We start from the raw sequence: 25847 nt of genomic DNA, 5'->3' as shown, positions 1-25847 counted from the left end.
AAAAGATCGCCGTTGCAAGACATGTTTATTTCGCAAGCACCTTACAAAGGCACCTTCTAACCACGGCGGCTTAGGTCAACCGGATATGATCCGGGCACTGACCTGATATCAGCTGGCTACCGACGCTTGAATAAGTGCACGGATTCGATCAGCGTCCGATTTCGTCATAGGACTATAAACAATCATTCCCAGGTCCGGGCGGCCTTCTACGGCAAAGCCGGAATATTCGAGCTCGATCAATCCAAGGGTTTCGTGTCGCAGGCGTTTGACTCCGTCACCATGGACACGCACATCATTGTCACGCCAGAACGAAGCAAATTCGGGGCTCTGTGCACAGAGTTCTTCCACAAGTCTGGCGACTTCCGATTGGGCACCGGCCCGAATGGCATCCGCCCTGAATGCACCGACCACAAACCTTGCCGTTGCTTCCCAGTCAAGTTGCCCCGCGCGAATCTTCGGGCTGCAGAAAATCAGCCGCAGGATATTGCGCTGTTCAAACGGCAGCGTCCCATAGTCAGTGAGCACAGCCGCCGCGGCACGGTTCCAGGCAAGCACATCCCATGTCGCGCTTTTGATAATGGCTGGGCTGGTCTCAAAACTGTCCAGCAGCCGTTGTAGCCGGGGTGTAACTCCCTCGGGCGGCTTGTAGACCACTTCCGGCGGATGGCCGAACGCGAGCATGAAAACATGCTCTCGCTCGGAGTCGGTCAACAAAAGACTTTCAACAATCCGGTTCAACACTTCCGCTGACGGGTTTCCGCCCCGACCTTGCTCAAGCCACGTATACCAGGTGGGGCTGATATTTGCCCTGGCCGCAACTTCCTCCCGACGTAAACCAGGAGTGCGACGTCGCCCTGCCGGGAATCCGAGAGCCAAAGGATCAATACGGCCCCGACAATCCTTCAAGTAAAGTCCCAGTGCGTTATTCGACGGGTCCGGCATGTTTTATCCCAGTAGTATTTATACCCTGATAATGTCCCTGCTTTTACAGGATGCAGCTTAAGCGCACTGTATCGGATCAGCACATAGAGAGTTCGATCATGCGTATCTTTTTAACTGGTTCAACAGGGTTTATTGGCTCACATGTCGCGTCGGAGCTGATTGCATCAGGGCACGAGGTATCCGGACTTACGCGTTCCGAGTCAGGTAGACAAGCGCTGGCAGCAATCGGGATGCACGCTTATCCGGGAAATATCGAAGACCTGCAAAGCCTGCAACGTGGTGCCAGCGAATGTGATGGCGTGATCCATACCGCCTTCGATCACAACTTTGCGAACTTTATGGAAAACTGCCAGAAAGATCGACGTGCAATTCTTGCTCTCGGTGCGGCACTTGAAGGAAGTGACTGCCCGCTGATCATCAGCTCAAGCACGGCAATGGGTTCGACGGTGCCCGGGCAAAAAGCGCTCGAGAACTCTTTTAACCCTGACCATCCCAATCCCAGAGTGGCCTCGGAACTGGCGGGCCTGGAACTGTCTCAACGAGGCGTTAATGTCTCGGTCATGCGTCTTTCCCAGATTCACGACACCAGAAAGCAAGGCTTGGTGACGGAGGTCATTGGATTAGCCCGCAAGACTGGAATCTCTGCTTATATCGAAGGCGCGCTCAACGGCTGGTCCGCAACGCATATCAAGGACACGGCGCAGCTGTATCGCCTGGCATTGGAAAGGCAGGCATCCGGTTCGCGCTATCACGCTACCGCTGAAGAGTCTGTTCCATTCAGGCGCATCGCGGAGATGATCGCTCATAAATGGGGGCTACCGTTAGTTGCTATGGATGCGGAAAGCGCAGCCGCTCATTTTGGCTGGCTAACCCCTTTCGTGAGCAAAGATATGTCTGCCTCCAGCACCCTGACCAGAGAGGCCTTGCAATGGAATCCACAGGGGCCAACGCTTTTGACTGACTTGCAGAACATGCGGGACGACGGTCTGGCGAACTAATGCTATCCCTCTCGACTCATGTCACGGCCGCGCTGGCAACGCGGCCTTTACACCTTAGCGAATCCTTTCGAACAAAGCACAAGCATGCGTACGCGCGCACGCCGCTTACTTATCCACTACTGCACCGGCAGAAAATTCATCAGCAATAAACTCTGCGCGTAATTAAGGCCAATACGCCGGTAACGCTCATCCTGAATCTGCGCCAGCAAATCCAGACGCGCGACTATCTTGCCAAACTCCACGGCGAAACTCAGGTTACTGGTTTGGTCGGATATCTCATTGGAGAACAGCAACAGCTCGCCATTGGCATCCTGACGCTGGCTCAGCAACCAGGTGGCTTTTTCGATATTACGGGCAGCATTGCTGACGAACTGCGGATTGATGGAGTCCGTTACATAAAACTCGGTGCGGCCCCCGTGAGCAGTGATCAGCATGCTACCAATCGCGTAGATAAATGCCCCGACACGATCGCCGCGAAACTCCGGACTCAAGGAATAACTTAGCGCTGCCAGATCCCGACGCTCCCCAAGGGCGGGCAACGGCTGACGCAATTCTATGGCTTGGCGGATCGCCCGCGCAGCACTGACCTCATCGGTGTAACCCGATTGCCGCCACTGGTTAGGATTGCGCATATAAAGCTTGTTCATCAACAGATACAGGCTTTGCAGATTGTCGTGCATGCCTAACGTGGCCATACGGTCAACGCTGGTCTGGAAGATCTCGTCAGGTTTGCCTTTGCTGAATTGATTGGCGATATCGCGGCCCTGCTGCTGGCTGCAACCGCTGATACCGAGCAGAAAAACCACCGCCATCAACAGCGGCTGGCGCATCAATTGAATGAAACATGCAGGTAACGTGCGATCCATCGTCACTCAGTCAGATTCGCTGTCCGCGCGGGAAATCAGCGCGGTCGGGACAGACATAGATCGGGAAAATCGAGAAAAGTGCGGTATGGGGCCGGATTGGTGAATCGCCCCGCGAATCAGCCATGCTACAGAAGTGATTGAAATGCACTTTCTGTAAGCGCTGCCGGAGGCTGCGATGGCGGTGTGTGAGGGTGAATGCCTCGCAGCCTTCGGCAGCTCCTACGGGTTCGATCCAGATTTCCAGCTCGCGCGTAGCGAGTTATGGACAGGAGTCACAGGCGGCTGAGGCTGGACGCTTACTCCTGAAATACCATAGTCTGTTTTTTCTTCGACACCCACCCGGCAACGAGAAAGTAATGATTGAACCACAAGGACGTATCGAGTTTTCCGGGCTGCAATGCCGACCTCTTGGTCGAGATGACGCCAATATGATCAGCTTGCACCGTCAAACAATGTTTCTTGAAGCTGGCGGGAATCCTGAGAATTTACAAGCCATGACTGAACATTTTCGTCCATGGCTTGAGGAGCGGCTGGATGATGGTCGCTACTACGGATTTGCACTCTGCGATGCTGATCAGGTTGTTGCAGCCATTGGTCTTATGACCATCGACTGGCCACCCCACCCTTCGCACCCCACCATGGGTCAGCGTGGTTACGTGCTCAATGTATTTGTCGAGCCGGCATACCGGCGTCGTGGCCTGGCTTCAGGCTTGATGCAACTAGCCGAAACTGAGTTTGCCAGACGAGGACTCACCTTCGCCGTGCTACACGCAACCAAGACTGGAAAGCCCGTGTATGAGCAAATTGGCTGGATGGGAACCTCTGAAATGGCTAAAACCATCACATGATAACAACCGCTTCGGACCTATAGCCGGCGTTCAAGAATCGTCTCTCGCAGTCATGTTATGGTTAGAACCTGCACGGTAAGGTAAGAAGATAAAACATGGATCTGATTCAGCTCACGCCTGCGACATATCACACAACGGATGATTATTGGCAGCTTCTTCGCGCAGGAGATGGCTCAATCTATATCCTCGTCAACTGCGAGGCGTCTTTTGTGAGTTATGAATGCCTGATTAAACTCAACGATGAAGAATTGCGCGACTACATAGGCTTAGGCTGGCTATCCATTCAGCACCTGGCTAACCGAATCAATTATTTTGTCAGTGAGTACAAAAGCCGCCGGATCACGGGCCCTTTGTTCGAAGCAGCCATTCAGGCTTCCAGGCTCTAAACATCTCCAGAAATCCGGGTAATTGCCAGTGGCGGCGATGCGGGCCGAGCAGTAGTTTCTGGCTTCACCCGAGCGTTACAGATCGAGATTATCTGATGAATGACCCGAAACAGGCTCTCAACAAAATAGAAGATCTTCTCAGCGCTGCACGCGGGACAGACGATCTGTTTCTGCATGCCGCGGCATTCAGCGCGATATCTATCCTTACTAAAGGACTCGATGAGTATTTCAAGGAGCGCGCTCCGTACGCTGCCGAAAACATCGAGCGGCTACGCGCTCACTCATCATCGATGCTCGGATACGACATCACTCTCGGGCACAGTACAGAGCAGCACCACCTGTGGGCACTATCTGCAATCTCGGGCCTGAAGGAAGCGCTCGACAGGCTCGATAGATAAAGGATGGGTTCTCGTACGGAACGACCCTTGGAGCGACCTGGATCAAGTCGATGACCACGAGATAGAGAAACCTGCCTTTCTTTCGCCGACTGGCTAAAAGCCCAACCGAAGAAAACAATCGAACCATTGGCAATATCAGCTGCGATCGCAAGCAATGTGGATAGCCGCCTCGATCGCTCCTGCAGGATTTTCCCACGCAATAAAAAACCCGAAGACGTTAATCTTCGGGTTCTTTAATAGTGGAGGCCGAGGTCGGAATCGAACCGGCGTAAGCGGATTTGCAATCCGCGGCATAACCATTTTGCTACTCGGCCTCAAACATCCAGTGCCCAAACAACAAACACTCAATGTGTACAAACTTGGAGCGGGAAACGAGACTCGAACTCGCGACCCCGACCTTGGCAAGGTCGTGCTCTACCAACTGAGCTATTCCCGCATCTTGGTGACGGGCGCTATTCTATAGATTCAAACCGCGCCGTCAACCCTTTGTTTTAAAAACTTATTTTTTATCGGCCGTGGTTTTCAGATGCGGCCATGCAGCTCTCAGGTATTGCAGCATCGACCATAAAGTCAGGCCTGCAGCAAGAATCAGCAACACGTAACCCAACACCACCCAGAAAGTGAACGCAGGGGGATTAGCCAGCAGGATGACCAGCGCAAGCATTTGCGCAGCGGTCTTCCATTTGCCCAGGTTGGATACCGCAACCTGGGCCCTGGCGCCCAGTTCGGCCATCCATTCGCGCAACGCGGAAATAACGATCTCACGGCCGATAATCACCGCTGCAGGCAGTGTCAGCCATAGATTGGCGTGGGCCTGAACCAGCAATACCAGTGCCACTGCAACCATCAGTTTGTCCGCCACCGGATCGAGAAACGCGCCAAACGGCGTGCTTTGCTCCAGACGGCGAGCCAGATAACCATCGAGCCAGTCGGTCGCCGCGGCAAAAGCGAACACGCTACTGGCTGCCATGTAGCTCCAGTGGTAAGGCAGATAAAACAGCAGAATGAAGATCGGAATCAGGAGGACACGTAGAACGGTGATCAGATTAGGGATATTCATCGGCACAACTTGCTACGAGGTGAGCGGGCATTCTACTCGCTGTGCAGGTTCGCATAAATCGACTCTGCAAGCTTTTTACTGATTCCGGGCGCTTTTGCGATTTCTTCGATGCTGGCGCGGGACAATTCCTGCAAACCACCAAAATGCTTGAGCAGGTCCCGACGCCGTGTCGGCCCTACTCCGGCAACGCCTTCAAGACTCGAAGTGCGCCGTGTCTTGCCGCGCCGTGCCCGGTGTCCAGTAATTGCAAAACGGTGAGCTTCGTCGCGAATCTGTTGAATCAGGTGCAGCGCCGGTGAATCCCCCGGCAGGGTAAATTCGTGAGCGGAATCGTTAAGGTACAGCGTTTCAAAGCCTGCCTTACGAGTAGTACCTTTGGCAACACCCAGCAGGATCAGGTCAGGCACCGCCAGTTCATTCAATACATCCCGAGCCATGGACATCTGCCCTTTACCACCGTCAACCAGCAGAATATCCGGCAGCTTGCCCTCGCCGTCTTTCAGTTTGCTGAAACGCCGGGTAAGCGCCTGGTGCATGGCGGCATAGTCATCCCCTGCCGTAACACCTTCGATATTGTAGCGGCGATAATCCGACTTGATCGGCCCTTCAGGACCAAATACCACGCAGGAGGCCACTGTGGCTTCACCGCTGGAATGGCTGATGTCATAACACTCAAGGCGCAACGGCGGCTCGTCGAGTTTCAAAACCTTTTGCAGTGCATCGAAGCGCGCCGCCACATGCTGACGATTGGCAAGCCGCGCAGCCAATGCCTGTTCCGCGTTGGTCACCGCCATCTGCTGCCAGCGGGCACGAGTGCCACGCACCCGATGACTGATCACCAGTTCGCGGCCTCGGGACTCTTCAATGGCGTCGATCAGGGTCGGGAAGTCGTCATGCAGCACATTGACGATGATTTCAGCTGGCAGCTCACGATCAACACCGCCAAGGAAATACTGCGACAGGAAGGCCGACATGACCTCGCCCACCTCCTCCTCGATACCGACCTGCGGGAAGAAGTTCTTGCTACCCAGCACTCTGCCCCCGCGCACGCTGATCAGGTGCACGCAAGCACCGCCGGGGTTGACGAACGCGGCAACGACATCCACATCACCCGTGCCGCCTTCCATGCTCTGTTGATCCTGAACCCGGCGCAGCAACGCAATCTGGTCGCGCAGTTCGGCAGCCTGTTCAAAATCCAGGCTCATGGCGGCTTTTTCCATCAGCGCGTTCAACTCGTCGGTCAGCGTATTACTGCGACCTTCGAGGAACATCACCGAGTGGCGCACATCTTCCGCGTAAACCTCGGGTTCCACGAGACCGACGCAAGGCCCCTTGCAGCGTTTGATCTGGTATTGCAGGCACGGTCGGGTGCGGTTCTTGTAAAAGCTGTCTTCGCACTGACGCACCAGAAAGGTCTTCTGCATCAGGCTCAGGCTTTCCCGCACCGCGCCGGCACTGGGGTAAGGACCGAAATAACGACCTTTGGGTTTCTTGGCGCCGCGATGAATGCTCAGACGCGGAAAGTCGCCATCCGAAAGATAGACGTAGGGATAGGACTTATCGTCGCGCAGCAGAATGTTGTAAGGCGGCCGCCATTCTTTGATCAGCGTCTGCTCAAGCAGCAGCGCCTCGGTTTCATTGGCGGTGATGGTGGTTTCGATCTGAGCGATCCGCGAGACCAATGCACTGGTCTTTGGGGCGTGGCCGGTCTTGCGAAAGTAGCTCGCCAGCCGGTTTTTCAGATTCTTGGCTTTGCCGACATACAGCAGGCGCGCCTCGGTATCGAACATGCGATACACGCCAGGACGACCGCTACAGGTTGCAAGAAAGGCACTCGGGTCAAACGGTGGGTTCATTTCAGGCGCTGGCATCGACCATGCCGTGACGTACCGCCAGCAAAGCCAGCTCGACATCGCTGCCAATCGACAGCTTCTCAAAGATACGGTAACGGTAGGTATTTACGGTTTTGGGGGACAGACACAGCTTATCGGAGATGGTCTGGACTTTCTGGCAGCCAACGATCATCAGGGCAATCTGGATCTCACGCTCCGAGAGCAGATCGAAAGGCGAGTTGTTGACCTGCGGCTGAAAAGACTTGAGAGCCAGTTGCTGAGCGATCTGCGGACTGATGTAACGCTGCCCGGCAAAGACCAGACGAATGGCTTGCACCATTTCTGCCAGGCCAGCACCTTTGGTCATGTAACCCGCCGCCCCGGCTTGCAACAGCCGCGTTGGGAAAGGATCTTCCTCGCAGACCGTAACGGCCACAACCTTGATTTCAGGATGGCTGCGCAACATTTTGCGAGTCGCTTCCAGGCCGCCGATGCCGGGCATCTTGACGTCCATCAGCACAACGTCCGGTTTCAGCTCGCGCGCCTTCTTTAGCGATTCTTCGCCAGAGTCCGCCTGGCCAACTACCTGAAGCCCATCGATATCGGCCAACATGCGCGTAATGCCTGTCCGGACAAGATCATGGTCATCAACAACTAGCACCTTAATCAAGCAGACACCTCGCAAAACGGTCATAACGAATACGGGTCACCATAGCAAAAACAAAGGGCCAGACCTAGCGTCACGCAAGGTCTGGCCCACAATGATTTTGATATGGCGCTGAGGACACGCTATCACCGATGCCCTCAAATGATGAAATTATTTGCGCCGCTAATCGTTAACACAGTGAAGTTTCAAACTCCCCCAGGGTTAACGCGCCTTGTTCTGGATCGCATATGAAGCTGACAGCTCAGCCATGGTGATGGTCAATCGCCTGATGGCATCCTGATCTTCCTTGGTAAGGGTACGGTAGCTACCCAGAACTTTCTCCTCAGCATTGCTTAGATTTTCGACAAGGATAGGCGTAGCGCTTCCGGTCAGAACAAACAATACATCCACGCCCTTTGCGGCGATGGCTGCGAGGTAATCGGCCTTGGGGGCACGGTCACCACTTTCGTATTTGCCCTGAGCGTTGGCCTCCACGCCTCCGATTTCTCCAAAAGCTCGCTGAGATAAACCCAGGCGTTCTCTTTCTTTTCTCAGTCGGGAACCTATTCCACTCATTTGAATGCGTAATCCTGTTGACCCCATCCTTACGAATGGTAGAATCGAGTTAAATTAAACTGATTTGAACGGTTTTGAACTATGCCCGGAATACGCACTGCCGCACAAGCCAAAGCATGGCTTGAACATCAAGGTAAATCTGTTCAAGAGTTTGCCCGTGAGCACAGCATTGATCCGGCAACCACATATCAGGTTTTGGCTGGCCGCAAGAAGGGTCGGCGTGGAGAAGCCCACAAAGTGGCGGTTTTACTGGGCATGAAAGACGGTATCATTCCCGCCGAGCCACAACGTCAGGTCGAAGCGGCTGCTGATTGAGATTTTTCTGCGTCAGAAAATGCAGATGAATACGCGGTATTAATGGACACTCGCCCGTAGGAATCTTCTCGATTCCTCTATGGTTTTAAACATCTTGTCTCGAACTCGTTGAACGAAAAAACGCGAGTCCCTCAACTGATCTCGCTGAATCCGCCTATAGCCGCCATTGATATTTCTGATTGAAATGGCCCGCAAGGCTGAAGTAAGCTCGCTGCACTTAACGGAGACGTGTCATGTTGCCATCCACCTCACAGCTACTGTTGCAGACCAGCGTTGATCGTCTGGCAGCGCGTGCAGCCGTGCGTGGTCAGTCAGCAAACGTCGCTCCGCAAAGCACTTCTTATTTTGGGTATTGGTTTAGCCACTGGCGCGCCTGATACCCATCCGGCGCCCATATCAAGGGGACGCCAACCAGAGAATTCTCTACCCCCGGTCGGCTACCCGACCGGGGGTTTTGTTTTTTAACGCCCCTGAAAATTGAATCGAATCGAGGATTACGACATGACCTACAGCACCTATTACCGCTCCGACATCTGCACTGCCTGGCGATTTAGCAGCCTCCGTTCGGGACAGCAAGCCGCCTCCGTTCGGTCACTGACAGGTGGCAACCCATTACAGAACGCCCAACCGGCAAATTGTCGAACACCCCAGTAGGGCTCAAGCGGGCCTGCCCCGCCAGCCCAGGAAGCAGAACCATGAATTCGTCTATCGCCGTGAAACCGTCTGACCTGTCGACCCGCAACCTGACCATGCTCGACAGCATCCCTGCCCCGCAGCGCCTGCCAAGTACGCTGCAACTGAAATCCCAACTGCCTCTGGATCTGGCTTTAAGCGATCAAGTCGCCGCGCATCGCCGCGCTGTTCGCGCCATCCTCAATGGCGAAGACACCCGCCTGCTGATAGTTGTAGGCCCCTGCTCCCTCCATGATCCGCAATCAGCGATCGAATACGCCGAACGCCTGGCAGCACTTGCCGGTGAAGTCAGCGATCAAATGCTGCTGGTGATGCGCGCCTACGTAGAAAAGCCTCGTACCACGGTCGGCTGGAAAGGCCTGGCCTATGATCCGCAACTCAATGGCAGTGATGACATGGCGGCGGGCCTGACGCTCTCGCGTCATCTGATGCGCGAGATGCTTCGCCTGGGACTGCCTGTTGCAACAGAGATCCTGCAACCCATGGCAGCCGGCTACTTCGATGACCTGCTCAGTTGGGTGGCAATCGGCGCTCGCACCACCGAGTCGCAGATCCACCGGGAGATGGCCAGCGGCCTGCCCATGCCAGTGGGCTTCAAGAACGGGACTGACGGCGGCGTCGCCATTGCCTGTGACGCCATGCGTTCGGCTGCTCATGGGCATCGTCATTTCGGTATGGATCGCCAGGGTCATCCGGCGATTATCGAAACCCAGGGCAATCCGGACACTCACATCGTGCTGCGCGGTGGGCACAAAGGCCCTAACTACGATCGTCAGAACGTGGCGCAAGTACGCGAGAACCTTGCGAAACAGCGAATTGCCGAACGCATCATGGTCGACTGCAGTCATGCGAACAGTGGCAAAGACCCGTTGCGTCAGCCCGAGGTGTTCAATGAGGTGCTCGCGCAGCGCTTGCAAGGCGATTCATCGCTGGTCGGCATGATGATCGAAAGTCATCTGTTTGAAGGCTGCCAGCCGATCAGCGCATCCATGCGTTACGGGGTTTCGGTGACTGATGGCTGCCTGGGATGGGACTCGACCGAGCATCTGCTGCGCGACGCCGTAAGCAAATTGCGCTACAGGTAACGAGCGAAAAAGAGCGGCGGACAAACGCCGCTCAACGCATCCCATGGTTATTGCCCTGAACTTTATCGAGAAATGCCTTCCTTAATCCGGTAGGCTCTTTCTTTTTTTTGACAGGAGTAATTCCCCATGGCTAAAGCCACTGCCCGCCACATCCTTGTATCCAGCGAAGAGAAATGCAACGAACTCAAAGCGCAGATCGAAGGCGGTGCTGATTTCGCGGAAGTCGCCAAATCCAACTCCAGCTGCCCTTCCAGCCGTCAAGGCGGTGATCTGGGCTCGTTCGGCCCAGGCCAGATGGTCAAGGAGTTCGACACTGTTGTGTTCAGCGCGCCAGTTAACGTCGTGCAAGGCCCGGTGAAAACCCAGTTCGGTTACCACCTGCTGGAAGTGACCAGCCGCCAGGATTGATTCCTCGCCACTGATGTTCACAAACGGCTCGCCTTACGGCGGGCCGTTTTTGTTTGTGGCGCGAACCTTACGATAGCCGACCTTGCAGGAGGTGCCGAAGGCGGCGAAAGCGGTCAGGCTGATGCACCGCCATCGCGGCCTCGCGGTGCTCGTGCGCTCCTACAGGTCTGCCTTCTGCTGCCCGACAGCGCGGCGTCAGGATCCACTAAAGGGAAGGCATTTATCCCCAATGCCCTTTCCCAGGCAAGCAAATTGCTTGGTTTTGGCATAAAACCCGTTGGCGCACTGCGCATCATCCGGTTACAAACGTGCCCGGGTTCCGGTACCTTGTTGAAGCCTGTATTCCACGGTCAAGAACAATGTCTGGCCGTGCCTGTCGTATGACTTTAATCATCGCCCCCCTTAACCCTGATGTTTGCCCGCCGACGTCAGTCAGGATCCCAGTAATGCGTTTTGTTTTTTCATCGCTGATCGTGGCACTACTGGCCCTGCTCTCTGGCCCTCAATTATTGTCCGCTGCGCCGCAGCACGCCCTGACGGTCTATGGCGAAGCCCCTCGTTACCCTGCGGATTTCAAGCATTTCGACTATGTAAATCCGGACGCGCCAAAAGGTGGCAGCATGCGTCGCTCGGCTCAGGAAATCGGCCAGTTCGACCACCTGATGCCCTATCTCGACAAAGGCACCGGTGTGTCGCAAATCAACGGCATGCTGTATTCACCACTGGCCGTACGATCGCTGGACGAGCCTTACACCGTTTATGGTCTGGTCGCCGAACGCATCGAGCGCAGCGAGGACGGCCTGTCGCTGCGGTTCTATATCAACCCGAAAGCCCGCTTCGCAGACGGCATGCCTATTACGGCCGAAGACGTGCGCTACTCCTACAACCTGCTGATGACGCAAGGCAGCTTGTCATACCGGACACAATTTCAGGACATCAAGGGCGTTGAGGTTGAATCACCGACCCGGATCCGCTTTGACTTCAAATCCAGTGAAAATCGCACGCTGCCGCTGGACCTCACTTCCCTGCCGGTTTTTCCGGAACACTGGTGGAAAACCCGCGATTTTGCGGGCGGTGGCGGCTTTGAGATTCCGGTGGGCAGCGGTCCCTACAAAGTCGCCAAGGTGGACCCGGGACGCAGTATCACGTTCGCCCGCGATCCGGACTGGTGGGCCAGGGATCTGCCGGTGAACCGCGGTTCCTACAACTTCGACACCTTCAGTGTCGAGTACTTCGGCGACATTGACGTCGCCCGGCAAGTCCTTAAGGGCGGTGCCTACGACTACAACCGTGAGTACTCCGCCACGGCCTACTCGATTCTCTATGACAGCCCGGCATTGACCGACGGCCGCCTGCAAAAGGCCCAACTGGCCAAAGGTGCCGTGCAGAGTTCTCAAGGTTTTGTCTTCAACCTGGACCGCCCCATCTTTCAGGATCGCCGGGTGCGCCAGGCGCTATCCATGCTCTGGGACTTTGAATGGACCAACCGGCAGATGATGCGCAACATGTACATCCGCCAGAACAGCTACTTCTCCAACTCGTCTCTGGCGGCCACTGAGCTGCCGACGCCAGCCGAACTGAAAATCCTTGAGCCACTGCGCGCCAACGTGCCGCCGGAAGTTTTCGATAAAGTGTTCCACACCCCGAAAACAGACGGCACGGGATACATCCGGGACAAGCAGCTTGAGGCACTGAAGCTGATGGAAGAAGCTGGCTGGACGCCCAAGGGCGATCATCTGGTCAACGCCAAAGGTGAGCCGTTTACCTTTACGTTTCTAAACGGCCAGGCCGGGTTTGAAAAAATCCTGCTGCCTTACAAGCGCAATCTGGCGCAGATCGGTATCGACTTCGAGATCCGCCGCATTGATGCGGCGCAATTCCTGAACCGGGTCATGGCCCGTGATTACGACATGATCGTGACCGGCTACTCGGTTTCAACCTCGCCCGGCATGGAGCTTTATAACAATTTCGGCTCCAAAGGTGCTCGCGACCCCGGCTCCACCAACTATATGGTGCTGCAGGACCCCGCCGTGGACAGCCTGATCGCCGGACTGGTCAGCGCCGATCAGAAGTCCACCATGGTGGACTACGCCCATTGTCTGGATCGGGTGCTGCAATGGGGCTATTACTGGATTCCCAATTATTACCCGCCGGGCGCGTCGACGCTGTGGTGGAATCGCTTCGGCATCCCGAAAATCCAGGCCAGTAATGCGGAGGCGATTGAAACGTGGTGGGAGGTCAGTCCTGTTCCGCTGACCAACGAGCAGTTCGCAGAAAAACGCGGTGCTTCCGCCGTCGCCTCGGAGATGAAGTGAATGCTCGGCTATTTATTGCGACGTCTGTTGCTGATCATTCCGACTCTGCTGTGCATTTTGCTGGTCAACTTCTTCATCGTACAGGCGGCCCCCGGTGGCCCCGTTGAGCAGGCCATTGCCCGCTTGCAGGGCGTAGGTGGTGCCAGTTCCAGCGCCGGCGGCGCATCCAGCGAGTCAATCAATGCCAACTCGTCACGCGCTTCTCGCGGCCTCGACCCGAAACTGATCAAGGAAATCGAACATCAATATGGTTTCGACAAGCCTCTGCACGAACGCCTGTGGCTGATGCTCAAAAGCTATGCGCAGCTGGATTTCGGTAAAAGCTTCTTCCGGGGCGCAACGGTCACCGACCTGATTCTGCAAAAAATGCCGGTGTCCATTTCACTGGGGCTTTGGGCAACGCTGATCACGTACCTGGTCTCGATCCCTCTGGGTATTCGCAAGGCAGTCAGGCACGGCAGCCAGTTCGATATCTGGAGCAGCACCGCCATCATCATTGGCTACGCAATGCCGGCGTTTCTATTTGCGATGCTGCTGGTGGTGCTTTTCGCCGGGGGCACGTCGCTTAACTGGTTCCCGGTGCGCGGGCTGGTTTCCGAAGACTTCGAGCAGATGAGCACCGTGGGCAAGATCGCCGACTACTTCTGGCATCTGGTGCTGCCCGTTTCGTCACTGGTCATTGGTGGTTTCGCGACGCTGACGATTCTGACCAAAAACTCGTTTCTGAATGAAATCACCCGCCAGTACGTGGTGACGGCCAGGGCCAAAGGCTTGAGCGAGCGCCGCGTTCTGTACGGTCATGTGTTTCGCAACGCCATGTTGCTGGTGGTAGCGGGTATTCCCCAGGCATTCATCAGCGTGTTTTTTGCAGGCTCACTGCTCATCGAGGTGATTTTCTCCCTCGATGGTCTGGGACGCATGAGCTATGAAGCGGCGGTTTCACGGGACTATCCCGTGGTATTCGGTTCGCTGTTCATCTTCACACTGTTTGGCCTGCTGATAAAACTGGTAGGCGATATCTGCTATACCCTGGTCGATCCACGAATCGACTTCAGCGCGAGGAATGTCTGATGAACAGACTGTCTCCGCTGGCCCAACGACGACTGGACCGCTTCCGCAATAACCGCCGAGGCTGGTGGTCGCTGTGGCTGTTCTGCGGTCTGTTCCTGCTGACACTGGGTGGCGAGTTGATCGCCAATGACAAGCCGCTGGTTCTCAGTTATCAGGACTCGCTGTATTTCCCCGCACTCAAGCGCTACACCGAGCAAGAGTTTGGCGGCCAATTGCCGTTTCAACCGGACTACCGCAGTGATTACGTCCGGGACCTGATCAGAAAAGGTGACGGCTGGATGCTCTTTCCGCCCATTCCGTTCAGCGATAACACCCCCAATTACGACCTCAATCGCCCTGCCCCCAGCCCGCCAACAGCACAAAACTGGCTGGGCACCGATGATCAGGCGCGTGACGTGCTGGCCCGAGTGATTTTCGGTGCCCGGGTGTCGATTCTGTTTGCACTGGTATTGACCACTATAAGTGCCCTGATCGGTATCGCCGCGGGTGCGCTGCAGGGTTATTACGGCGGCTGGGTCGATCTGATCGGTCAACGCTTGCTGGAAGTCTGGTCAGGGTTGCCGGTGCTGTATCTGCTGATCATCTTGTCCGGTTTCGTCGAGCCCAATTTCTGGTGGTTGCTGGGCATCATGGCGCTGTTTTCATGGCTGGCGCTGGTGGATGTGGTGCGCGCCGAGTTTCTTCGCGGCCGCAATCTGGAATACGTCAAAGCCGCTCGCGCCTTGGGCATGAGCGACCGCAAGATCATCACCCGGCATATCCTGCCCAACGCGATGAACGCGACCCTGAGTTACCTGCCGTTTATCCTCACCGGGGCGATTTCCACCCTGACAGCGCTGGACTTCCTGGGTTTCGGCATGCCCGCTGGCAGCGCTTCCCTGGGGGAGTTGATCGCCCAGGGCAAACAGAACCTGCAAGCACCCTGGCTGGGGTTGACCGCTTTCTTCACCCTGGCGTTGATCCTGTCACTGCTGGTGTTCATTGGCGAGGCGCTGCGTGATGCCTTCGACCCGAGGTCTTGATATGTCGGACAACCTGATTGAAATCCGTGACCTTTGCGTCGCCTTCAGCGGGCAAACGGTGGTCAAGAACCTGAGTCTGGATATCCGCGCCGGTGAGTGTCTGGCGCTGGTGGGTGAATCCGGCTCCGGCAAGTCAGTTACCGCCCATTCGATCCTGCAATTGCTGCCCGCCAAAGGCACGGTCAGCACCGGTAGCATTCTTTACCGGGACAAACAGCTGCTCGGTGCAGACAACCGCACATTACGCCGCTTGCGGGGTAATCAGATCGGGATGATCTTTCAGGAGCCGATGACCTCCCTTAACCCGCTGCATACCGTATCCAAACAAATTGGTGAGACCCTTCTGCTGCACAAGGGGCTGACGGGCCGGGCTGCCCAGAAACGCATCATTGAATTGCTCGAACTGGTGGGAATCCAGCAACCGGAAAAACGGCTGAAGGCTTATCCCCACGAGTTGTCCGGTGGCCAGCGCCAGCGGGTGATGATCGCCATGGCCCTGGCCTGTGAGCCGGAGTTGCTGATCGCCGACGAGCCGACCACTGCGCTGGATGTCACGGTGCAACGCAAGATCCTGCTGCTGCTCAAAGAGCTGCAGCAGCGCTTGAACATGTCGCTGCTGCTGATCAGCCATGACCTGAATCTGGTGCACAGCATTGCCCAGCGAGTCTGCGTGATGCGCGCCGGGGAAATCGTCGAGCAATCCAATTGCCACTCCTTGTTCAAACAGCCACAGCACCCCTACAGCAAACTGCTGCTCGACGCCGAGCCTGCTGGCGAGCCGCTGCCCCGTGACAGTCGGGAGAAAGTGCTGGAGGTGGAGAACCTGCGCGTCTGGTTCTCACTGGGTGGCGGGATTTTCCGCCAGCACAAGGAATACCTGAAAGCAGTGGATGACATCAGCCTGAGCATTGAACGCGGCAAAACCCTCGGTATCGTGGGCGAATCCGGCTCGGGGAAATCGACACTTGGTCAGGCAATCCTGCGCCTGCTTGAATCGCGTGGCAGTATCCGTTTTCAAGGACAAAGCCTGGACGACTTGAATCAGAAGCAAATGCGCCCGTGGCGCAAGCAGATGCAGGTGGTTTTCCAGGACCCTTATGGAAGCCTCAGCCCGCGTATGTCCGTGGCGCAAATCATCAGCGAAGGACTTGAAGTTCATAGCGAGATGGACGCGACGCAATGCGAGGTTGAAGTCATTCGGGTGCTGGAAGAAGTCGGCATCGACCCGCAAAGCCGTCATCGCTACCCCCATGAGTTCTCGGGTGGCCAGCGCCAACGGATCGCCATTGCCAGGGCCCTGGTCCTCAAACCAGCGTTGATTCTGCTGGATGAGCCGACTTCGGCACTGGACCGGACCGTTCAAAAACAAGTCGTGGCCTTGCTGCGCCAGTTACAGGAAAAGCACGGACTCACGTATTTGTTCATCAGCCATGACTTGGCCGTGGTCAAAGCACTGGCCCACGACGTGATCGTGGTCAAGGATGGCAAAGTTGTCGAACGTGGCGCCAGTCACGATCTGTTCGACGCCCCCCAACATCCTTACACCAAGGAATTGTTGGCGGCGGCACACCCTGGATTCAGTTGAAAAAAAGGGCATTCTGTACGGCCAGACGCCGGTGACGCACAACGGAACACCCCATGAAAGAGAGCCATAGCCTTAACGATTACCGCAGGGTTCGGCAACTGGCGATTCGTTCGCTGTTCGAAATCATCGAGCAGTCGAGCGAGGGCACCGTGATTGTCGACAAAAACGCAAAAATTGTCTGGATCAATGAACGTTACGCCCGCCGCTTCGGGTTGCAGGATTCCAGCCTGGCGCTCGGCCAACCCTGTGAGAAGGTCATCCCCGGCAGCCTGCTGCGCCAGGTCGCCACCAACGGGCGGCCAATCCTGCTGGACATGATGGACACCGCCAAGGACCCGTTGGTGGTCATGCGCTTGCCCATTCACGATGACACCGGCGATTTGATCGGAGCCATCGGTTTCGCCCTGTTTGATGAGCTGCAGTCGCTTTCGCCGCTGCTCAAGCGCTACCTGAGCATGCAAGAGGAACTGGCCTCGACCCGTTCGTTGTTGCGTGCCCGCCAGGCCAAATACAGTTTTGCGCATTTCATTGGCACCAGCGCGGCCAGCCTGGAAGTCAAGCGCCGCGCGCGACGCAGCGCCAGTGCTGAATCCCCCGTTCTGCTGCTGGGCGAAACGGGCACCGGCAAGGAATTGCTGGCCCATGCGATTCACAACGCATCACCACGGGCGCACAAAGCATTTGTCAGCATCAACAGCGCGGCCATTCCGGAAACGTTACTGGAGGCGGAGTTTTTCGGCACCGCGCCGGGCGCTTTCACCGGCGCAGATCGCAAGGGGCGACCGGGCAAACTGCAGATCGCCCAGGGCGGCACGTTGTTTCTCGATGAAATCGGCGACATGCCACTGCCCTTGCAGAGCAAACTGCTGCGAGTCCTGCAGGAAAAAGAGTACGAGCCTGTCGGCTCCAACCAGGTGCACAAGAGCGATATCCGGCTGATTGCTGCGACCTCCACTGACCTTGAAGCCGCAATCAAACGCGGTCAGTTCCGCGCAGACCTTTATTACCGTTTGAGCGTCTTGCCGATCCAGGTGCCGCCATTGCGCGAACGGCTGGATGACCTGCCTGCGCTCAGCGAATCGATCCTCGAAGAACTGCGCAGCCAGCACGAACTCGATCCGGGCGCACAGGCATTACTGGCGCAGCACGCGTGGCCGGGCAATATTCGCGAGCTACGTAACGTGCTGGAGCGCGCGGCCTTGCTGAGTGATGACCTGGTTCTCAATGCCAAAGAGATCAGGGCGTCGATCGGCAGCCTGGTCCCGATCAACAGCCGGAGCGAAGCATCTCAGCCCGCCTGCTTCGAAACTTTCAGTCAGGCCCGACAACGCTTTGATCGGCAATTGATCGAGCAGGCATTGGTGCAGTGCGCAGGGAATGTTGTGGAAGCCGCGAGCCAACTTGGACTCGGTCGCTCGACGCTCTACAAGAAAATGGCCGCGCTGGGGATTGCCGAGTCTCAATAGAGAGACTTTAGTCTCTGAATGGAGAATGCATGATTGTATGCGATCTCCATGGGCACTCGAGCTCTCTTGTGGGAGCGGTGCTTGCCCGCGATTCAGGCACCTCGGTGTGTCTAATGAACCGCGGCGCCTGAATCGCGGGCAAGCACCGCTCCCACATGGGTTCTGTATCTCACGCCCAACATCGTCGATGCTGTCAAACAATATTCAACCATCTGATTCGGCGTGCTTTTTTAGCTGTGGAAGCGCTTGCCCGCGACCCGGTCTGTCAGGCGAGATGCCTCGCGAACAAGTTCGCTCCTACCGTTGCAACGCGGTGTTCAGTCAAAAAATTTATTGGCTGTACTGACGCTATCGCGGGCAAGCGCGCTCCTACGGATCCATCTACCAAGCCTTTTGTAGGAGCTGCCGAAGGCTGCGATCGCGGTGTGTCAGGAATGACCATTTCGCAGCCTTCGGCAGCTCCTACAGGGTTCGAATGTTTTTTCAAAGCAAATAAACAGTCTCGATTCAGAGACGGAACCTGATCCCAGACTCGGCCAATTAGCAAAAGCCCATAAATATCAATGCTTTGAAAACTGGCACGATTCCCGCTATAGCCCTCAAGCGGCACTCCCGCAGCCGAAAACAATAACAATATGCCGACAGGATTCAGCGAACCATGCAGAGCGCTCTCGGCGGCCTCTGAGTACGCCGGATTCCCAGGCCAGGAGACACTCCATGAGTGTAATCATCGCCCTGGCAGCCCTCGCGCTGTTGATGCTTGCTGCTTATCGTGGTTACAGCGTTATCCTCTTCGCCCCTATTTCCGCCCTCGGCGCAGTGCTGCTGACGGATCCATCCGCCGTGGCCCCGGCCTTCACCGGGGTGTTCATGGACAAGATGGTCGGCTTCATCAAGCTGTACTTTCCGGTATTTCTGCTGGGTGCCGTGTTTGGAAAGCTGATCGAGTTGTCCGGATTTTCCCGGGCTATCGTAGCGGCGGCCATCGGCGTACTGGGCACCCGCCAGGCGATGCTGGTCATCGTACTGGTCTGCGCCCTGCTCACCTACGGCGGCGTCTCACTGTTCGTCGTGGTGTTCGCGGTCTATCCGTTTGCGGCAGAGATGTTCCGTCAAAGTGACATCCCCAAACGTTTGATACCGGCGACCATCGCCCTCGGTGCGTTTTCGTTCACCATGGACGCCCTGCCCGGCACTCCGCAGATCCAGAACATCATTCCCACCACCTTCTTCAATACCACCGCGTGGGCCGCGCCTTGGCTAGGTGTGATCGGCACCATTTTCGTATTCTGCGCGGGCATGCTCTATTTGCAGCGCCAACGCAATAAAGCCCAGCGCGCCGGTGAAGGTTACGGCATTGAGCTTCGAAATGAACCCGACACTCCGGAAGACATCAAGCTGCCGAATCCGTGGATTGCAATTTTGCCCTTGCTGCTGGTCGGGGTGATGAATCTGCTGTTCACCTGGTGGATCCCTCAATGGTACGGCAAGACACATACGCTGGCCCTGCCGGGCATGGCGACTCCGGTACAGACCGAGATCGCCAAGCTTACCGCCATCTGGGCGGTCGAGGCGGCGCTGCTGATCGGGATTCTGATGGTGTTGGCGTTCGGCTTCACGGCCATTCGCAGTCGCCTGGCAGAAGGCAGCAAAAGTGCGGTCAACGGCGCTTTACTGGCGGCGATGAATACCGCTTCGGAATACGGCTTTGGCGCGGTCATCGCCTCCCTGCCAGGCTTTCTGGTGCTGGCGGACTGGCTCAAAGGCATTCCCAACCCGCTGGTCAACGAAGCTATCACTGTAACCTTGCTGGCCGGGATTACCGGGTCGGCGTCTGGCGGTATGAGCATCGCCCTGGCGGCCATGTCGGAAACCTTCATCAGTGCCGCCCATGCCGCCAACATCCCTTTGGAGGTGCTGCACCGAGTGGCAGCCATGGCCAGTGGCGGTATGGACACTTTGCCGCATAACGGCGCAGTGATTACCTTGCTGGCGGTCACTGGACTGACCCACCGCGAGGCTTACAAAGACATTTTCGGTATCACTATTATCAAGACACTGGCTGTGTTCGTGGTAATCGGCACTTTCTACGCTACTGGCATTGTGTGAGGCGCAACGTATGAGTCTTAAAGGTAAAACGGCACTGGTCACCGGCTCTACCAGCGGTATAGGACTGGGCATTGCCTTGTCGCTTGCCAAGGCTGGGGCTGACTTGATCCTCAACGGTTTCGGCGATGCGTCGGCGGTAATTGCCGAAGTTGCGAAGTTCGGCGGCAAGGTGGGTCATCATCCAGCAGACGTCAGCAAACCCGAGCAGATCGCCGAGATGATCGAGTACGCCGAGCGTGAGTTTGGTGGGGTCGACATCCTGGTCAATAACGCGGGTATCCAGCACGTTGATGCTGTCGAGGATTTCCCCGTTGAACGCTGGGACTCGATTATCGCGATCAACCTGTCTTCGGTTTTCCACACTACCCGCCTGTGCCTGCCTGGCATGCGAACCAAAAACTGGGGACGCATCATTAACATCGCGTCGGTACACGGTCTGGTGGGATCTACCGGCAAAGCCGCCTACGTGGCGGCCAAGCACGGCGTGATCGGCCTGACCAAAGTCGTCGGCCTGGAAACCGCCACGACCAATGTCACCTGCAATGCGATATGCCCCGGCTGGGTGCTGACGCCATTGGTCCAGCAGCAAATTAATGATCGGGCAGCGGCCAGTGGCGATGCGGATCAGGCCAGACATGACCTGCTGGCCGAGAAACAGCCGTCGCTGGAGTTCGTCACACCGTCACAGTTGGGCGAACTGGTGTTATTCCTGTCCAGCGATGCTGGCAGCCAGGTCCGTGGCGCGGCGTGGAATGTGGATGGCGGGTGGCTGGCGCAGTGAGGTAATCAGACCACTCGAAATTTGAAATGCAGTCCTGTGGGAGATTCTATGCTTGCCCGCAAGTCGACGTGGGACCGGCTTTAGCCGGGAAGGCTGCATTTCTGACGATGAAGATGTACTGAATGTGCAGGCCCCTTCCCGGCTGAAGCAGGTCCCACGTCATAAGTGATTCCTGTGGGCGGTGCTTGCCCGCGATAAAATCAACTCGGTTCCACTGCAAAATCGCGGCGTCTGCATCGCGGGCAAGCCCGGCTCCCACAGGAGAAAGCGCTCGCCTGTCAAAGCAACGCTAGCCCGCGACGGCTTACTTCAGAGAAGCTATCGCGCTGCCAGCACATAACTCTGTGGGAGCTGGGCTTGCCCGGTATAAAATCAACTCTGCCCCCCACCCTCATCGCGCTCATCCACCAATCCCCAGTCCGATACATTCACGCTGGAAGTGCCGACGGGAGCGCTCGGGGCGGCGGTGGGGTTGGCCGTTACACCTTCACCATGCAGCTTGAGACGCAGGCGGACGTTGTTCTGGGAATCGGCGTATTTGAGCGCTTCTTCTTCGCTGATCACACCAGCTGCGGCCAGATCGAACAGCGCGCTGTCGAAGGTCTGCATGCCGAGATTTCCGGACTTTTCCATGATGCCTTTGAGCTCGGTCAACTCGTTACGCTGGATCAGGTCGCGGATGGTCGGCGTGCCCATCATGACTTCCACTGCCGCCCTGCGCTTGCCATCCAGAGTCTTGACCAGACGCTGGGAAACGAACGCCTTGAGGTTGTTGCCCAGGTCCTGCAGCAACTGCTGACGCCGCTCTTCCGGGAAGAAGTTGATGATTCGGTCCAGCGCCTGATTGGCATTGTTGGCATGCAGTGTCGACAGGCACAAATGCCCGGTATCGGCAAAGGCCAGGGCATGTTCCATGGTTTCCCGATCGCGGATTTCACCGATCAGGATGACATCCGGTGCCTGGCGCAGGGTGTTCTTCAATGCGGCGCGAAAACTGCGGGTATCAACCCCGACCTCACGCTGATTGACGATCGACTTCTTGTGCCTGTGAATGAACTCCACCGGGTCTTCAATGGTGATGATGTGCCCGCTGGCATTGCGGTTGCGATGGTCGATCAGCGCTGCGAGTGAGGTGGATTTGCCTGAACCGGTCGCCCCCACAAAAAGCACCAGGCCGTGCTTTTCCATGATCACATCGAGCAGCACCGGTGGCAGGTGCAGGTCCTCGAAACGCGGGATATCCAGCTTGATGTTGCGCGCCACGATCGACACTTCATTGCGTTGCATGAAGATGTTGATCCGGAAACGACCGATCCCGGCCATGGACACCGCAAGGTTCATCTCCAGATCACGATGAAATTCCCGCTTCTGCTCGGCATCCATCAGCCCGTCGGCAACCAGGGCTACTTGCCCAGGCTTGAGAGACTCAGTGCCCAACGGCTTGAGCACACCATTGAACTTGGCGCAGGGCGGCGCCCCAGTAGAAAGATAAAGGTCCGATCCATCCTGACTGGCCAGAGTCTTCAACAACGCCGGAAAATCCATAAGCAACACCGCACACATGATTTGACTGAAAGAGGCCGCATCTCATGCGACGTTCAACCGGATCGCGATCCGGGATGAGTGCGCATAGCTTGGCGGTAGAAGACATCGTGAAGCAATGATAGATGAAGCCGGTTGTGCAACAGAGAACGTATTTTTGCCATTCCGGACAGTACCTGGGAACAAGTCCTGACCGCTGTGTGATAATAGCCGCCGTTTTTTCTTCAGGCTCCCGACTCATGAAAGCCCAAGCCCGCCACATTCTGGTGAAAACCGCCGAAGAGGCCGAACAACTCAAACAGCGTATTGCCAAGGGTGAAGCCTTTGACGTGCTGGCCAAAAAGCATTCGACCTGCCCTTCAGGTAAACGCGGCGGCGATCTGGGTGAAGTCCGCCCTGGGCAAATGGTAGGCGCGATTGATCAGGTGATTTTCAAAAAGCCGCTGCGTACGGTGCATGGGCCGATCAAGAGCAAGTTTGGTTATCACCTGGTTCAGGTGTTTTATCGGGATTGAGCCCTTCTCAAACCCAGATGTCCCTGATGGAGCGAGGCTCTATGCAACCGCAGATATTGGCGTGGGACCGGCTTTAGCCGGGAAGAGGCCCTCACAGTCGCTAAAAATGGGGCATCAGAAATACCGCCTTCCCGGCTAAAGCCGGTCCCACGTCAGTTTCCGGTCAAATATAGACTTCCCACATAAGTCGCCCAAGGTCCCACAGAATCACCTACAACCCCTGCATCACACTTCTGGGAATCAAAGCCCCCGGATGCTGAATCACCACGCTCGCCAGACGATGCCCGGCTTCAGCGGCCTGCATCGGGCTGCCGCCTCGCAAGCGCATCGACAGATAAGCCGCGCTGAACGAATCCCCCGCCGCGGTGCTGTCGATGACCCGCTCCACTCGGTGGGCAGGAATCTCATAGCGTTCACCGCCCGATTCCACCAGACAGCTTTGCGAACCGCGCTTGACCACGACTTCGCTGATACCCAGATCGCGGTAGGCACTTAGCAGTTGTTCACTTTCGGTGTACCCGAACAGAGCCTGCTCGTCGTCCTCGGTGAGCAAAGCCACGTCAACATGGGCCAGACACGCGCGATACGCTTCACGCGCCTGCTCCACCGAGGCCCACAGACGAGGCCGGTAGTTGTTGTCGAAGGCAACCCTCGCACCCGTGGCACGCGCCTTGGCCAGCGCTGAAAACAGACGTTGCCGCCCCTGCTCGCCCAGCACCGCCAGGGTGATGCCGCTCAGGTAAAGAAGGTCATAGTCCGGCAATGAGCCCAGAACCGTGTCCGCCTCCGGTGTATTGAAGCAGTCACGCACCGCAGCTTCGTTGCGCCAATACAGAAAACGACGCTCGCCACTGGCATCAGTCTGAATACAGTACAACCCCGGCAACCGGCCCGACAGCCGCTGCACCTTGCTCAACCCGACGCCCTCCTGCGCCCAGCCCTGGCACATGGCATCACTGAAACTGTCATCGCCCAGCGCGGTGACATAATCCACCTGGGCGCTGCTGCCCAACTGGCGGGCCATGTACACCGCCGTATTGAGCGTGTCGCCGCCGAAGCTCTGTTGCAGAGCGCCACTGGCATGCTGCTGCAGCTCGATCATGCATTCGCCGATCAGGGCGATCCGCGGGTGACTATGGCTGATCAGCTCACTCATCGAGTGCGACTCCAGAGACTAGAAATACGTGTCGAAACTTTCAATGACTTGCAGGTTTTCATCCACCAGACAGCCACTGCGCCACTTGTCGAACGTCAGGCATGGGTGAGAAGAACCGAACGCAATGATGTCGCCGACTTTCAGCTCACAACCCGGCGCAACGTTCATGAAGGCGTGCTGATCCATCACCGCTGTCACCTTGCAGGCGCTGACATCCACGCCTTGCGCCGGCACGACACCAGGCTTGTAGCAGAGCAATGGGCTTGGCAAGCCCGCATCATAGGCAACATCGCGTTTGCCCATGGCAATCACGGCGAAGCCGGGCTCAGGCATCGATTGAACATGGGCCCAGACTTCCATTGCCGGGCGCAGACCTTCGTGCAGATCACTGCGGCGATCCAGCACGCAGCATTGCGCGTCTTTATAGATACCGTGGTCATGCACGACATAGCTGCCGGGACGCAACACACCGAGGAATCGCTCACGCACCTGACGCTCGTCGAAAGCTTCAGCGATCAGGTCATACCAGGCCGACCCCGAGGCGGTAACGATAGGCCGCTCCAGTGCAAATGCACCGCGATCCTGCAGATCCACTGCCAGACGCACCAGCGAGGCCGCGAAAGCGCGAATACCGCTTTCAGCCTGATCACCGTGAATCACCCCTTCGTAGCCTTCGATACCGGTCAGCGCCAAGGCTGGCTGGGCCGCGATCGCCTCGGCCAGTTCCAGGACCTGTTGCTCGGTACGGCAACCGCAGCGACCGCCGACCACGCCGTATTCGATCATCACATTCAAACGCAGACCACGGGCCGCGAAGAACTCGCCCAACGCAGCGACGTTATCCGGATGGTCGACCATGCAATGGAAGTCGAACATCGAATCAGCGAGCATCTCGGCGATCAACCCCATGTTTGCGGTGCCGACCAACTGGTTGGCCATCAACACCCGACGAACGCCATGGGCGTAGGCCGCGCGCGTCTGCACTGCCGTGGCGAGGGTCAGGCCCCAGGCGCCCTCTTCCAACTGACGACGGAACAGCGCGGGCACCATGCTGGTTTTGCCATGAGGCGCCAATTCAGCACCGCTGTTCGTGACAAATGCCTGCATCCAGCGAATGTTATGGTCCAGCGCCTGACGATGAATCACCAGCGCCGGCAGACTTACATCACGCACCAGATGATCGCCTGGAGCGGCGGCGCCCTTTTCTACAGCTGCAATAGTCATGGTGCTCT

The 25847-nt window shown here is 56.8% G+C and carries 25 protein-coding genes and 2 tRNA genes; 16 read left to right on the top strand and 11 right to left on the bottom strand.

Going from position 1 to position 25847, the window contains the following annotated elements:
- Nucleotides 1-108: 108 nt before the first annotated feature.
- The gene (locus H8S59_RS03425) at nucleotides 109-942 is read right to left on the bottom strand and encodes a helix-turn-helix transcriptional regulator (protein ID WP_187520523.1); all 834 of its coding nucleotides are present in this window, start codon (nucleotides 940-942) and stop codon (nucleotides 109-111) included.
- Between the two features lie 98 nt (nucleotides 943-1040).
- Between H8S59_RS03425 and H8S59_RS03420 the strand changes: the two genes are divergently transcribed.
- Nucleotides 1041-1940, top strand: coding sequence for an SDR family oxidoreductase (locus H8S59_RS03420; protein WP_187520522.1), 900 nt, complete (start codon nucleotides 1041-1043; stop codon nucleotides 1938-1940).
- A gap of 116 nt (nucleotides 1941-2056) precedes the next feature.
- Here the strand turns inward: H8S59_RS03420 and H8S59_RS03415 are convergent, their stop codons facing one another.
- A complete protein-coding gene (locus H8S59_RS03415) occupies nucleotides 2057-2770 on the bottom strand; it encodes a hypothetical protein (RefSeq protein ID WP_425504555.1) in 714 nt (237 codons plus the stop codon).
- 392 nt (nucleotides 2771-3162) lie between these two features.
- Between H8S59_RS03415 and H8S59_RS03410 the strand changes: the two genes are divergently transcribed.
- From H8S59_RS03410 to H8S59_RS03400, 3 genes are all read left to right on the top strand, one after another.
- A complete protein-coding gene (locus tag H8S59_RS03410; protein ID WP_187520520.1) occupies nucleotides 3163-3654 on the top strand; it encodes a GNAT family N-acetyltransferase in 492 nt (163 codons plus the stop codon).
- 95 nt (nucleotides 3655-3749) lie between these two features.
- Nucleotides 3750-4040: a hypothetical protein gene (locus H8S59_RS03405; protein WP_187520519.1), complete on the top strand. Its 291-nt coding sequence runs from the start codon at nucleotides 3750-3752 to the stop codon at nucleotides 4038-4040.
- Between the two features lie 95 nt (nucleotides 4041-4135).
- Nucleotides 4136-4438, top strand: coding sequence for a hypothetical protein (locus H8S59_RS03400; protein ID WP_187520518.1), 303 nt, complete (start codon nucleotides 4136-4138; stop codon nucleotides 4436-4438).
- A gap of 240 nt (nucleotides 4439-4678) precedes the next feature.
- Here the strand turns inward: H8S59_RS03400 and H8S59_RS03395 are convergent.
- The 6 genes from H8S59_RS03395 to H8S59_RS03370 all read right to left on the bottom strand — a co-directional run bounded on the left by H8S59_RS03395 (nucleotide 4679) and on the right by H8S59_RS03370 (nucleotide 8552).
- A tRNA-Cys gene (locus tag H8S59_RS03395) sits at nucleotides 4679-4752 on the bottom strand.
- Between the two features lie 46 nt (nucleotides 4753-4798).
- Nucleotides 4799-4874 (bottom strand) — tRNA-Gly (locus H8S59_RS03390).
- Between the two features lie 63 nt (nucleotides 4875-4937).
- The gene (gene pgsA / locus H8S59_RS03385) at nucleotides 4938-5498 is read right to left on the bottom strand and encodes a CDP-diacylglycerol--glycerol-3-phosphate 3-phosphatidyltransferase (protein WP_027898587.1); all 561 of its coding nucleotides are present in this window, start codon (nucleotides 5496-5498) and stop codon (nucleotides 4938-4940) included.
- A gap of 32 nt (nucleotides 5499-5530) precedes the next feature.
- Nucleotides 5531-7354 (bottom strand): excinuclease ABC subunit UvrC, encoded by a 1824-nt coding sequence (uvrC, locus tag H8S59_RS03380; protein ID WP_122397316.1) that lies wholly within the window; start codon nucleotides 7352-7354, stop codon nucleotides 5531-5533.
- Between the two features lies 1 nt (nucleotide 7355).
- A complete protein-coding gene (gene gacA, locus H8S59_RS03375) occupies nucleotides 7356-8000 on the bottom strand; it encodes a response regulator transcription factor GacA (protein WP_027898589.1) in 645 nt (214 codons plus the stop codon).
- A gap of 198 nt (nucleotides 8001-8198) precedes the next feature.
- The gene (locus H8S59_RS03370) at nucleotides 8199-8552 is read right to left on the bottom strand and encodes a helix-turn-helix domain-containing protein (protein ID WP_095093806.1); all 354 of its coding nucleotides are present in this window, start codon (nucleotides 8550-8552) and stop codon (nucleotides 8199-8201) included.
- Nucleotides 8553-8633: 81 nt separating this feature from the next.
- Here H8S59_RS03370 and H8S59_RS03365 point away from each other — a divergent pair, with 81 nt between their 5' ends.
- From H8S59_RS03365 to H8S59_RS03315, 11 genes are all read left to right on the top strand, one after another.
- Entirely contained in the window at nucleotides 8634-8867 is a 234-nt protein-coding gene (locus H8S59_RS03365) for a DNA-binding protein (RefSeq protein WP_027898591.1), read from the top strand.
- A 233-nt stretch (nucleotides 8868-9100) separates the two neighbouring features.
- On the top strand, nucleotides 9101-9244 hold the full coding sequence (locus H8S59_RS03360) for a hypothetical protein (protein ID WP_176469826.1): 144 nt from the start codon (nucleotides 9101-9103) through the stop codon (nucleotides 9242-9244).
- Nucleotides 9245-9562: 318 nt separating this feature from the next.
- A complete protein-coding gene (locus H8S59_RS03355; RefSeq protein WP_187520517.1) occupies nucleotides 9563-10645 on the top strand; it encodes a 3-deoxy-7-phosphoheptulonate synthase in 1083 nt (360 codons plus the stop codon).
- Nucleotides 10646-10771: 126 nt separating this feature from the next.
- Complete coding sequence (locus H8S59_RS03350) at nucleotides 10772-11053, top strand: peptidylprolyl isomerase (protein WP_027898593.1); 282 nt, start codon at nucleotides 10772-10774, stop codon at nucleotides 11051-11053.
- A 446-nt stretch (nucleotides 11054-11499) separates the two neighbouring features.
- Nucleotides 11500-13368 (top strand): extracellular solute-binding protein, encoded by a 1869-nt coding sequence (locus H8S59_RS03345; protein ID WP_187520516.1) that lies wholly within the window; start codon nucleotides 11500-11502, stop codon nucleotides 13366-13368.
- Entirely contained in the window at nucleotides 13369-14439 is a 1071-nt protein-coding gene (locus tag H8S59_RS03340) for a microcin C ABC transporter permease YejB (protein WP_095093809.1), read from the top strand.
- On the top strand, nucleotides 14439-15461 hold the full coding sequence (locus H8S59_RS03335) for an ABC transporter permease (RefSeq protein ID WP_187520515.1): 1023 nt from the start codon (nucleotides 14439-14441) through the stop codon (nucleotides 15459-15461). The genes H8S59_RS03340 and H8S59_RS03335 overlap by 1 nt, the downstream gene beginning before the upstream one ends.
- Nucleotide 15462: 1 nt before the next feature.
- Nucleotides 15463-17046: an ABC transporter ATP-binding protein gene (locus H8S59_RS03330; RefSeq protein ID WP_187520544.1), complete on the top strand. Its 1584-nt coding sequence runs from the start codon at nucleotides 15463-15465 to the stop codon at nucleotides 17044-17046.
- A 53-nt stretch (nucleotides 17047-17099) separates the two neighbouring features.
- Nucleotides 17100-18512: a sigma-54 interaction domain-containing protein gene (locus H8S59_RS03325; protein WP_095093812.1), complete on the top strand. Its 1413-nt coding sequence runs from the start codon at nucleotides 17100-17102 to the stop codon at nucleotides 18510-18512.
- Nucleotides 18513-19229: 717 nt separating this feature from the next.
- Entirely contained in the window at nucleotides 19230-20621 is a 1392-nt protein-coding gene (locus H8S59_RS03320) for a GntP family permease (protein WP_187520514.1), read from the top strand.
- 10 nt (nucleotides 20622-20631) lie between these two features.
- Nucleotides 20632-21402 carry a 3-hydroxybutyrate dehydrogenase gene (locus tag H8S59_RS03315; RefSeq protein WP_187520513.1) on the top strand — a complete coding sequence of 257 codons (771 nt, stop codon included), beginning with the start codon at nucleotides 20632-20634 and terminating at the stop codon, nucleotides 21400-21402.
- Between the two features lie 372 nt (nucleotides 21403-21774).
- Here the strand turns inward: H8S59_RS03315 and H8S59_RS03310 are convergent, their stop codons facing one another.
- Nucleotides 21775-22947, bottom strand: coding sequence for a PilT/PilU family type 4a pilus ATPase (locus H8S59_RS03310; RefSeq protein ID WP_095094011.1), 1173 nt, complete (start codon nucleotides 22945-22947; stop codon nucleotides 21775-21777).
- A gap of 236 nt (nucleotides 22948-23183) precedes the next feature.
- Between H8S59_RS03310 and H8S59_RS03305 the strand changes: the two genes are divergently transcribed.
- Complete coding sequence (locus H8S59_RS03305; protein WP_017133756.1) at nucleotides 23184-23459, top strand: peptidylprolyl isomerase; 276 nt, start codon at nucleotides 23184-23186, stop codon at nucleotides 23457-23459.
- Nucleotides 23460-23670: 211 nt separating this feature from the next.
- On the opposite strand, the gene kdgK is transcribed toward H8S59_RS03305, so the two are convergent.
- Nucleotides 23671-24615 carry a 2-dehydro-3-deoxygluconokinase gene (gene kdgK, locus H8S59_RS03300; RefSeq protein ID WP_187520512.1) on the bottom strand — a complete coding sequence of 315 codons (945 nt, stop codon included), beginning with the start codon at nucleotides 24613-24615 and terminating at the stop codon, nucleotides 23671-23673.
- A gap of 18 nt (nucleotides 24616-24633) precedes the next feature.
- The gene (locus H8S59_RS03295) at nucleotides 24634-25839 is read right to left on the bottom strand and encodes an amino acid deaminase (protein WP_187520511.1); all 1206 of its coding nucleotides are present in this window, start codon (nucleotides 25837-25839) and stop codon (nucleotides 24634-24636) included.
- Between the last annotated feature and the right edge of the window lie 8 nt (nucleotides 25840-25847).

Origin of the sequence: Pseudomonas folii (assembly GCF_014357575.1) — a bacterium.
In the GTDB taxonomy this organism is placed as follows: domain Bacteria; phylum Pseudomonadota; class Gammaproteobacteria; order Pseudomonadales; family Pseudomonadaceae; genus Aquipseudomonas; species Aquipseudomonas folii.
This window is presented reverse-complemented; position numbering and strand designations above follow the sequence as displayed.

What these genes read in the sequence shown, in the direction of transcription:
- H8S59_RS03295 (WP_187520511.1), bottom strand. Translation starts at nt 25,839, where the DNA reads ATGACTATTGCAGCTGTAGAAAAGGGCGCCGCCGCTCCAGGCGATCAT.
- kdgK (WP_187520512.1), bottom strand. Translation starts at nt 24,615, where the DNA reads ATGAGTGAGCTGATCAGCCATAGTCACCCGCGGATCGCCCTGATCGGC.
- H8S59_RS03345 (WP_187520516.1), top strand. Translation starts at nt 11,500, where the DNA reads ATGCGTTTTGTTTTTTCATCGCTGATCGTGGCACTACTGGCCCTGCTC.
- H8S59_RS03350 (WP_027898593.1), top strand. Translation starts at nt 10,772, where the DNA reads ATGGCTAAAGCCACTGCCCGCCACATCCTTGTATCCAGCGAAGAGAAA.
- H8S59_RS03325 (WP_095093812.1), top strand. Translation starts at nt 17,100, where the DNA reads ATGAAAGAGAGCCATAGCCTTAACGATTACCGCAGGGTTCGGCAACTG.
- H8S59_RS03415 (WP_425504555.1), bottom strand. Translation starts at nt 2,770, where the DNA reads ATGCGCCAGCCGCTGTTGATGGCGGTGGTTTTTCTGCTCGGTATCAGC.
- H8S59_RS03420 (WP_187520522.1), top strand. Translation starts at nt 1,041, where the DNA reads ATGCGTATCTTTTTAACTGGTTCAACAGGGTTTATTGGCTCACATGTC.
- H8S59_RS03410 (WP_187520520.1), top strand. Translation starts at nt 3,163, where the DNA reads ATGATTGAACCACAAGGACGTATCGAGTTTTCCGGGCTGCAATGCCGA.
- H8S59_RS03365 (WP_027898591.1), top strand. Translation starts at nt 8,634, where the DNA reads ATGCCCGGAATACGCACTGCCGCACAAGCCAAAGCATGGCTTGAACAT.
- H8S59_RS03425 (WP_187520523.1), bottom strand. Translation starts at nt 942, where the DNA reads ATGCCGGACCCGTCGAATAACGCACTGGGACTTTACTTGAAGGATTGT.
- H8S59_RS03335 (WP_187520515.1), top strand. Translation starts at nt 14,439, where the DNA reads ATGAACAGACTGTCTCCGCTGGCCCAACGACGACTGGACCGCTTCCGC.
- H8S59_RS03360 (WP_176469826.1), top strand. Translation starts at nt 9,101, where the DNA reads ATGTTGCCATCCACCTCACAGCTACTGTTGCAGACCAGCGTTGATCGT.
- H8S59_RS03305 (WP_017133756.1), top strand. Translation starts at nt 23,184, where the DNA reads ATGAAAGCCCAAGCCCGCCACATTCTGGTGAAAACCGCCGAAGAGGCC.
- uvrC (WP_122397316.1), bottom strand. Translation starts at nt 7,354, where the DNA reads ATGAACCCACCGTTTGACCCGAGTGCCTTTCTTGCAACCTGTAGCGGT.
- H8S59_RS03400 (WP_187520518.1), top strand. Translation starts at nt 4,136, where the DNA reads ATGAATGACCCGAAACAGGCTCTCAACAAAATAGAAGATCTTCTCAGC.
- H8S59_RS03310 (WP_095094011.1), bottom strand. Translation starts at nt 22,947, where the DNA reads ATGGATTTTCCGGCGTTGTTGAAGACTCTGGCCAGTCAGGATGGATCG.
- H8S59_RS03370 (WP_095093806.1), bottom strand. Translation starts at nt 8,552, where the DNA reads ATGAGTGGAATAGGTTCCCGACTGAGAAAAGAAAGAGAACGCCTGGGT.
- H8S59_RS03330 (WP_187520544.1), top strand. Translation starts at nt 15,463, where the DNA reads ATGTCGGACAACCTGATTGAAATCCGTGACCTTTGCGTCGCCTTCAGC.
- pgsA (WP_027898587.1), bottom strand. Translation starts at nt 5,498, where the DNA reads ATGAATATCCCTAATCTGATCACCGTTCTACGTGTCCTCCTGATTCCG.
- H8S59_RS03320 (WP_187520514.1), top strand. Translation starts at nt 19,230, where the DNA reads ATGAGTGTAATCATCGCCCTGGCAGCCCTCGCGCTGTTGATGCTTGCT.
- H8S59_RS03340 (WP_095093809.1), top strand. Translation starts at nt 13,369, where the DNA reads ATGCTCGGCTATTTATTGCGACGTCTGTTGCTGATCATTCCGACTCTG.
- H8S59_RS03355 (WP_187520517.1), top strand. Translation starts at nt 9,563, where the DNA reads ATGAATTCGTCTATCGCCGTGAAACCGTCTGACCTGTCGACCCGCAAC.
- H8S59_RS03315 (WP_187520513.1), top strand. Translation starts at nt 20,632, where the DNA reads ATGAGTCTTAAAGGTAAAACGGCACTGGTCACCGGCTCTACCAGCGGT.
- H8S59_RS03405 (WP_187520519.1), top strand. Translation starts at nt 3,750, where the DNA reads ATGGATCTGATTCAGCTCACGCCTGCGACATATCACACAACGGATGAT.